Raw genomic sequence first — 7,831 nt, forward strand, 5'->3', positions numbered from 1 at the left:
CGCGGAGTGGTGCGGGGGAGCCTCGGGCGGTGCCCGGGCGGTTCGGGGCCCTGTTCAGCGGCCACGGACCGGCGGACACCGCCCAGCGGTGCTGCTGCCTGTCAGAGCAGCTGCCAGAGGTGGTCTGCGGTGCCGTTGTCGTCGTACTGCACGACATGGGCGCTGTCGGCGAGGGACATCAGGTCCACGCCGAGCACCTTGTCCGAGTGGCGATTGCGGATGCGGTACCAGCCGTCGCCGTTCGGCACGAGCTGCCAGAGGTGGTCGTCGGTGTCGTTGTCGTCGAACTGGACGACGTGGGCGCTGTTGGCCGTGGACATCAGGTCGACGCCGAGCACCTTGCCGGAGTGCTGGTTGCGGATGCGGTACCAGCCGTCGCCGTTGGCGACCAGCCGCCACAGGTGGTCGTCGGTGCCGGTGTCGCCGAACTGCACCACATGGGCGCTGTTCGCGGTCGACATCCCGTCGACGCCGAGCACCTTGCCCGAGTTCTTGTTGGCAATCCGGTACCAGCGGTCCGCCAGCCAGGGCGCCGCGTCCGGTGCCACCGTCGGGAAGGACGTGATCCGCAGCCGAGCCGCTCCCATCGGGACGAGGGCGACCTGCTCGACGGGCTCGGTGCTGCGCGCCGGGCTCTGCTGGAGCGGCGCCACCACGTGCTCGTCGTCCGCGCTCCACTCCGGGATACGGCGGGCCCGGGCGGTCAGTGTGAGCGGGGTGCCCTCCAGGGTGAAGGGGTTGTCGCCGGCCGCCAGCCGGGCCGAACGCGCACGGGAGCGCGGGGCCGCGGTGGCCTGGGGCAGCGCCCCGTCCAGCACGAGCCCGTAGTTCCACGGGGTGGTCGCGTGCACCGCGTACTCCGGGAACTGGTCGGTGCCGCCGATGCGTTCGTAGCTCTCGCCGATCCGGAGCGAGTACGTGAGCGGCCCGCGGTCGATGCTCACCGAACCGTGGTTCTGCGCCCAGGTGCGTACGGTGGTCTGCTGCGGGAAGCGGAGCGTGACCTGGTCGCCGTTCTTCCAGGTGCGGTCGACGCGGGTGAACGCCGGACCGGCGGGGGCCGTGACGCGCTGCCCGTTGACCCGGATCTCCGGCGCGGTGCACCAGGCCGGGACGCGCAGCACCAGCGGGAACTTCAGCTGCTTCGGGGTCTTGAGGGTGAGGGTGACCGTGTCCGTGAAGGGGTAATCGGTCTCCTCGGTGATGGTGACCTGGGTACCGTCCGCGACGGTCGCCGTCACCTCGCTGGCCGCGTACATCGCCGCCGCCAGACCGCCGTCGGGGGTGGCGAGCCAGAGCTCTTCGAGGAAGTACGGCCAGCCCATGCCGTAGTTGTGCGGGCAGCAGCGGTACTGGTCCACGCCCGGAAGGAACGCCTGCATCGCGAAACCGTTCTGGAACTGCCGGTCCCGCTTGGGCTCGTTGTCCAGATCGACGCTGTTGGCGCTGGTGATGTAGTGGATCGACTTGCCCGAGGGATCGAGCGACGCGGGCAGCGAGTTGAAAGCGAGATCCTCGCAACGGTCCGCCCACAGCGGGTCACCGGTGATCCGGGTGAGCAGCTGGTGGCTCGCCATGAACTCCACGATGCCGCAGGTCTCGAACCCCTGCCGCGGATCGCCGTGCCCGGCACGGGCGTTCTCGTCCCCGGCGATACCGCCGCCCGCGAACTGCCCGTACTGGCCCATCGCCTTGGCGTAGGTGCCGTACGTGTCTTTCGTGTCCTGCGCCGAACCGCTGCGCAGCGCGTACTGGGCGGGCTCGCGGAAGCCCTGCGCGATGTTGACGTTGTGCGGGTTGACCAGATTGTCGCCCCAGTCGGCGCCGTTCTGGTGGATCTTGTCCGCGAGGTCGAGCAGGAAGGTGTCGCCGGTCCGGTTGAACAGCCAGAAGACGCTGTCCAGACCGTCGCCCCAACGCAGCGCGATCCAGCTGGTGTTGAAGGCGCCCGGCCCCTGGGTGTTCATGTACCGGAAGAACCGGCTGAGGAAGGGGATCACCCGGGTGTCGCCGCTGTACTCCTGCCAGGAGCGCAGCGCCTGGATCAGCGGGAGGAACGGCCAGAAGTCCGGTCCGCCGTTGAGCGAGGTGCGCAGCGCCTTGGGGCCGAAGAACCCGTCCGACTGCTGCGTGGTGAGGATCGCGTCGATCCAGCGCCGGGTGGCGGCGAGCGCTTCCGCGTCGCCGGTGACGATCGCCAGGTCGGTGTATCCCCGCAGCCAGTACGGGACTTCCTCCCAGCCGCCCTGGTCGGTGTGCACCCAGCCGGAGGTGTCGAAGTCGAGGAAGTGCGAGAACTCCTCGTACCGCCCGCAGAGGCCGTCCAGTTGGAGTTTGAGCTGGCCGGCGAGCCAGCCCTTTGCCTTGACCCGGCCGGGCGGCAGCTTCAGGAACGCGGTCGGGTGCAGCGGGGCGGCGTTCGGGGCGTAGTGGCCGCCGCGCGCCACCGGCGCCACGTGACCCGCCGCGGTCGCGGTGGTGGCCCAGCGGCCCATGGCGGCGGTCGAGGCGGCGGTGACCAGGGCACTGGTCATGAAATGCCGACGGTTCAGGGGCATGTGGAAGCTCCACTTCTGCTCTGCGGCAGCCTCGTTCAGCGCTCTGGTACTACGGCTCCGGCGCATGGCGAAGGAGGCTGTCGCGTTCCGGTGCGGTGGTGCGACAACTTCTATGCAACGTTGGAAAATTGATGTCGGCGGTATGACAGCACGACCACAAGCCGGTGTCCAGAGATCGCGCAGCGGTTGGTGCGGTGCCGGGGGAGTGGTGTCCGGGGGCGCCGTGCCGTCCGGTCCGGCGGAAAACGGATGGAAGCGGTGGCGGGCCCGGTGATGGGATGGGGCGATGACGCGTGACGAGTCGGTGGCAGTGGACCGGGGGCAGTATCCGGACGCGGTGACACCCTGGGAGACCGCCACGTGGCGGGAGGCCGCCCTCGGATGGGCCGAGCGCGAACTGGCGGCCCACGGGCTGCGTACGTCGGGTGGGCGGTCGGTGCGGCTGCGGCCGTGGTCCGTTCTGGTGCGGATTCCGGTCGAGGGGCAGGGGGCCGTGTTCTTCAAGGCCAACCCGCCCGCGAGCGCCTTCGAAGCGGGGCTGACGAAGGCCCTGGCGCACTGGGTCCCCGGGCGCGGGCTGGAGCCGCTCGCCGTCGACGCCGAGCGGGGGTGGTCGCTCCTTCCGGACGGCGGGCCGCTCTTCCGGGACGCGCTGGACCGTGGTGCCGCGGGTCCTGCGGAGTGGGAGGAGATGCTGCGTCAGTACGCGCAAATGCAGCGGGAATTGATTCAGTACGCCGGGAGAATGGACTCACTCGGTGTCCCGGACGGGCGCGTGGGCTTCCCTTCCGGAGATCTTCGACCGGATGATCGAGGAGAACTCCGCGCTGGACGAGGCCGACCGCGCGGCATTGCGGGACATTCGTCCCCGTCTCGCGGAGTGGTGCGCGGAACTCACGGGCCTGGGAATTGCCGAAACGCTCGACCATTCCGATCTGCACGAGGGCCAGTCGTTCGTGCCGGAACCGGGCCGCTTCGTTTTCTTCGACTGGGGCGACGCGACGATTTCGCACCCCTTCTGCAGCCTCCTGGTTCCCGGACGTACGGCCCGCGAGCGCTACGGCCCCGAGGTTCTGCCGCGCCTCCGTGACGCCTACCTGGAGCCGTGGACGGGAAGCGGCCACACCGCCGCTGAGCTGCGACGCGCTGTCAGTCTGGCGTGGCGGGTCGGAGCGATCGGCCGGGCCGGCTCCTGGGGGCGGCTCTTCCCGGGGGCGTCGGGAGGTGCGGGCGACCTCGGGGGCGTGGACAGCGCCCGTTGGCTGCGGGAGTTGCTCGCCGAGCCGCCTCTCTGAACGGAGGGGGAATGCTGTCGGGGCGTCAAGCCGACCGCACGGCTTGACGAACCCGAAAAGGGCACGTGCGGACTGGCAAAGAGCACACGTGCCGTCTCGGCCACCTGGCGGGCCGCCGCTAGGATCGGTTCAAGGGCCGTCCGCGTTGCCTTTCCAGGGTGAGGTCGGCTTCGGTGATCACGGTCGCTCCTCAGCTGTGGAGGCCAGGCCGAGACATCGCACAGAAGCGGCGCTGAATTCAGTGCGGCCGGGTTTCCCGGAGAGGGCGGCCTCGAATTCATCAGGGCCAGCTGAAAACCGAGAAATCGTCAGGCGCGCCGTTCTTGCCGATTTTTACAACTTTGGCCATTGCCACGCGTTCCTCATCTGTAATCACACAAAGCGCCGCGCCCGCGATGATTTGCTGATCTCTGAGAGCATCGGTGTCCCACTGAATCTCTTCGAGGCCACCGCCTTGGGCTGCCGCTTTGCAGGCATCCTCGGTCACTGGGGATCCCTCGGCCAGGATTCCTCCCGCCTGATCATCCCCCAGGCGCATGGTGGGGGCACCGCAACCGCTGTAGATGAGGTCGAGCTTGGCCGCCTCATCAGGGGGCAAGTCGTCCATGACGACCTGCTTCACGAGGCGATCCGAATCAAAATCGATGACCAGAGCCTTGTCGCAGGAGGGACTGACAAGTCGCATGGGACGCGAGCCTTGTTGGTCGGATGCGCCAGATTCACCGGAAGGGGTGGAAGGCTTGTCCTCGGTCGCCGTGGGCAGCACCTTCGGAGGAACAGAGTCGCCGCCACTTGGTGAAGAGACTGAAGTCTTGGGGGTATCCGTGGAGCCGGCGTGCTGCTGTTCATCACCGCCTCTTCCGACCAAGGCGACCGTCAACGCGAACACCCCCGCGATCGCGGCAGCGCCCAGCGTCCCGAGGAGGCCGTACTTGGCCGCCATACGAGCTGTCGTGTGCGGGTCGGCTGACGGCTGAGGCGGGACAGAAGGCGGTGACGCTGTCTGCGAGGACTGAGACGACGGTGGCTGTGTCCCGTCACCCGAGGATGGTGGCTGTGTCCCGCCACCCGAGGGTGACGGCTGTGTCCCGTCACCCGAGGATGGTGGCTGTGTCCCGCCACCCGGAGGCGACGGCTGCATCCCGCCGCCCGAACCAGTAGTCATGCGATTCCCTGCCAGGCCAGTGGGGTCGCGCCAACCCTATGGGCGCCTCCCGCGCGCCACCCGCGGCGCCACTGCGTACGCGGGGCCGGGGCGATCAGCTCCCCCTGATTCTCCGGGCAGTGTGCCACAACTCACCTGCGCATTAGGCTACTTGGCTGCTTGCCCACCGCCGCATCGTCATATCGACACGCCATCAGAGGTAACAAAGGGGGCCGCAGCGCGGATGAGTGAGCGCATCCAGAGTTACTACTGCTCGGATCATGGGGTGGTGTGGGGTCCTAGGGCCAATACCGGTGACTTTGGTGGTTTCTGGTCGTTGGGTGGGTTGTGCCAAGGCCAGGTCAGGTGAAGTCGTCGGGTGTTGATCGGTTGTCGGACCGGATCGCGTTGGGGGTGTTGACGCGGACGTTTCCGCCGGAACTGGTCGACGAGGTGATCACCGAGTGCGGGAGAGGCGAGCAGCGGACGCGTCTGCTGCCTGCGCGGGTGGTGCTCTACTTCGTCCTGGCGATGTGTCTGTTCTTCGGACAGGGCTATGAAGAGGTGGCTCGGCTTCTGGTTCATGGGCTGGAGCGTGAGGGCCGGTGGGCAGCGGTCTGGCGGGTGCCCACGACGGCGGCGATCGGTCGGGCCCGGTTGCGGCTTGGGCCGGAGCCGTTGCGGGTCCTGTTCGCCCGGGTGTGCCGGCCGGTGGCGGTCGCGCGGACGCAGGGCGCCTGGTACCGGCAGTGGCGGCTGGTCGCGGTGGACGGCACCGTTTTCGATGTTCCGGACACCGCGGCGAACGCCCAGTTCTTCGGGCGGCCCGGTACCAGTCGCGGGCAGGGTCGCAGTGCGTATCCGCAGGCGAGGGTGGCGGCGCTGGCCGAGTGCGGGACCCATGCCGTGTTCGCGGCCGAGGTCGGACCGCTCACGGTCCACGAGACAGGGCTGGCCCGGCGGTTGTTCCCCGCGTTGACGAAGGGGATGCTCCTGCTCGCCGACCGGGGCTTTTGCGGCCTTGATCTGTGGCGGGCCGCGAAGGCGGGCGGTGCGGACCTGCTGTGGCGGGTCCGCAGCGTCGTGGTGCTGCCGGTCCTGGAAACCCTCGCCGACGGCTCCTACGTGTCGGAGATCGTTGCCGCGCGGGACAATTATCGGCGCGCGGACCCCGAGCGGGTGCGGGTGATCGAGTACGTCCTCGGCCCACGCGGCGGCGGCACCGTCTACCGGTTGATCACCACCCTCCTCGACCCCGACCAGGCGCCGGCCGAGGAACTCGCCGCGGTCTATGCCCAGCGGTGGGAGATCGAGAACACCCTGGACGAGATCAAGAACCACCAGGGCATCCCAGGGCTGGTGCTGCGTTCCCGGTACCCACGCGGCGTCGAACAGGAGATCTTCGCGTTCCTGCTGGTCCACCACGCGCTGCGGGACCTGATGCACCAGGCCGCTCTCAAGGCCGATCATGATCCCGACCGGGTCTCCTTCACCCGCACCCTGCGCGTCGTCCGCCGCCACGTCACCGGGCAGGCGGCGCTTTCCCCCCTCACGACTGGCCCGGTCCATCACCCAGAGCCTGCGTGAAATCACCGAACGACCGCTGCCCGCACGGCGGTTACGCTCCAACCCCCGCGTGATCAAACGCAAGATGTCGAACTGGGCCCTCAAACGATCCGAACACCACAGCCCACCACAACCAGACACCCCGACGGTCCGGCTGGTCGGCCCAACCAGAGCCACGTCAACCAGCCGAAAAACAACCTAAATCACCGGTATTGCGTCTAAGGGGCGTCACCGCTGCCGCTCCAGCGTGAGGATGGCCCTGACGATTGACGTCATGCGGTTGGGGCTGCGCCGGGACCTGCGGATGATCCGCCAGGACTTCAGGATCGCGACACCGCGTTCAACGGGCGCTCGTGCTGCGGCCAGCGCCGGTCGAGGGTCTTTTCGGTGGGAGTGAGTTCCTGGAGTGGCTTGCGTCTGATGCCGGTGGTCAGCCACGGTCCTGCGCCTTGGCAGGAGAGGTCGGCCAGGATGCGGACGCCCCCCGCCTTGCGATGCACCGCACCCGGCGCCGCGCACTGATCCACCACGGCCCAGGACGCGAAAACCGGTGGCCGGCACCCCGTACACGGGATGCCGGCCGCCGGCGTGCGCTCAAGGCTGTCGTGGCGGGTCCGTCGGGCCGCCGCCCACGGACCCGCCCCGGCTCAGGAGATCAGTTCGATCTCGGAGAGGGTCGACGTGCCGTCGAGCACCAGGCGGTAGTGCTGGTAGTCGCCCGGTCGGGCCACCGAGAACACCCGGGTCTGCTGGGTGTAGGCGAAGGTCTGGCCGGACCGCTTGTCGAGGTCCTTCCAGGTCTTGCCGTCCGAGGAGCCCTGGAGCACCCAGCCCGCGGGGGCGGCGCCGGCCTTCGCCGACGTCAGGGTGTACTGCGCGGCCTTCGTCGCACCGGTGACCGGCAGCTCGACCGTGGCGGCCTCGGCCGACGTGGCGGAGGTGTCGTCGAACAGCGCGCCGTCACCCTTCAGTACGTCCTGCTTCGGCGCGGGCACCTTGTCGTCCTTGGTGAGGGAGACCGGCGCGGCGTTCTTGCCGGTGCCCCACGAGGAGGGCTTGGAGCCCATGTCGAAGTCGAGCACGCCACCCTTGGAGAGGAGATCGCTCGGCAGGGTCGTGGAGGTCCACTTCTTGCCGTTGACCTTCAGGCCCTGGATGTAGATGTTCTTCGAGCTGTTCTTCGGGGCCTTCACCGTGAGGGTGCGGCCGTTCTCCAGGTGCACGGTCGCCTTCTTGAAGAGCGGCGAACCGATGGCGTACTCACCGCT

At 68.7% G+C, this 7,831-nt stretch carries 4 protein-coding genes and 2 pseudogenes; 2 read left to right on the forward strand and 4 right to left on the reverse strand.

Annotated features, from left to right (window positions below; all coding sequences use genetic code 11):
• Positions 1 to 101: 101 nt before the first annotated feature.
• The gene (locus OHA55_RS30565) at positions 102 to 2,558 is read right to left on the reverse strand and encodes an RICIN domain-containing protein (RefSeq protein ID WP_266712431.1); all 2,457 of its coding nucleotides are present in this window, start codon (positions 2,556 to 2,558) and stop codon (positions 102 to 104) included.
• A 286-nt stretch (positions 2,559 to 2,844) separates the two neighbouring features.
• On the opposite strand from OHA55_RS30565, the pseudogene OHA55_RS30570 reads away from it, so the two are divergent.
• A pseudogene (locus tag OHA55_RS30570) lies at positions 2,845 to 3,853 on the forward strand (phosphotransferase).
• 280 nt (positions 3,854 to 4,133) lie between these two features.
• Here OHA55_RS30570 and OHA55_RS30575 read toward each other — a convergent pair.
• On the reverse strand, positions 4,134 to 4,796 hold the full coding sequence (locus OHA55_RS30575) for a hypothetical protein (RefSeq protein WP_266712433.1): 663 nt from the start codon (positions 4,794 to 4,796) through the stop codon (positions 4,134 to 4,136).
• Positions 4,797 to 5,345: 549 nt separating this feature from the next.
• Between OHA55_RS30575 and OHA55_RS30580 the strand changes: the two genes are divergently transcribed.
• Complete coding sequence (locus OHA55_RS30580) at positions 5,346 to 6,584, forward strand: IS4 family transposase (RefSeq protein ID WP_266712435.1); 1,239 nt, start codon at positions 5,346 to 5,348, stop codon at positions 6,582 to 6,584.
• Positions 6,585 to 6,791: 207 nt separating this feature from the next.
• On the opposite strand, the pseudogene OHA55_RS30585 reads toward OHA55_RS30580, so the two are convergent.
• Positions 6,792 to 7,045 (reverse strand): annotated as a pseudogene (locus OHA55_RS30585) (transposase family protein); the annotation flags it as partial.
• Positions 7,046 to 7,210: 165 nt separating this feature from the next.
• Positions 7,211 to 7,831: glycoside hydrolase domain-containing protein (locus OHA55_RS30590; protein ID WP_266712437.1), on the reverse strand; the 621-nt coding region annotated here is incomplete at its 5' end.

Source organism: Streptomyces sp. NBC_00102, from assembly GCF_026343115.1.
Classification (GTDB): Bacteria; Actinomycetota; Actinomycetes; order Streptomycetales; family Streptomycetaceae; genus Streptomyces.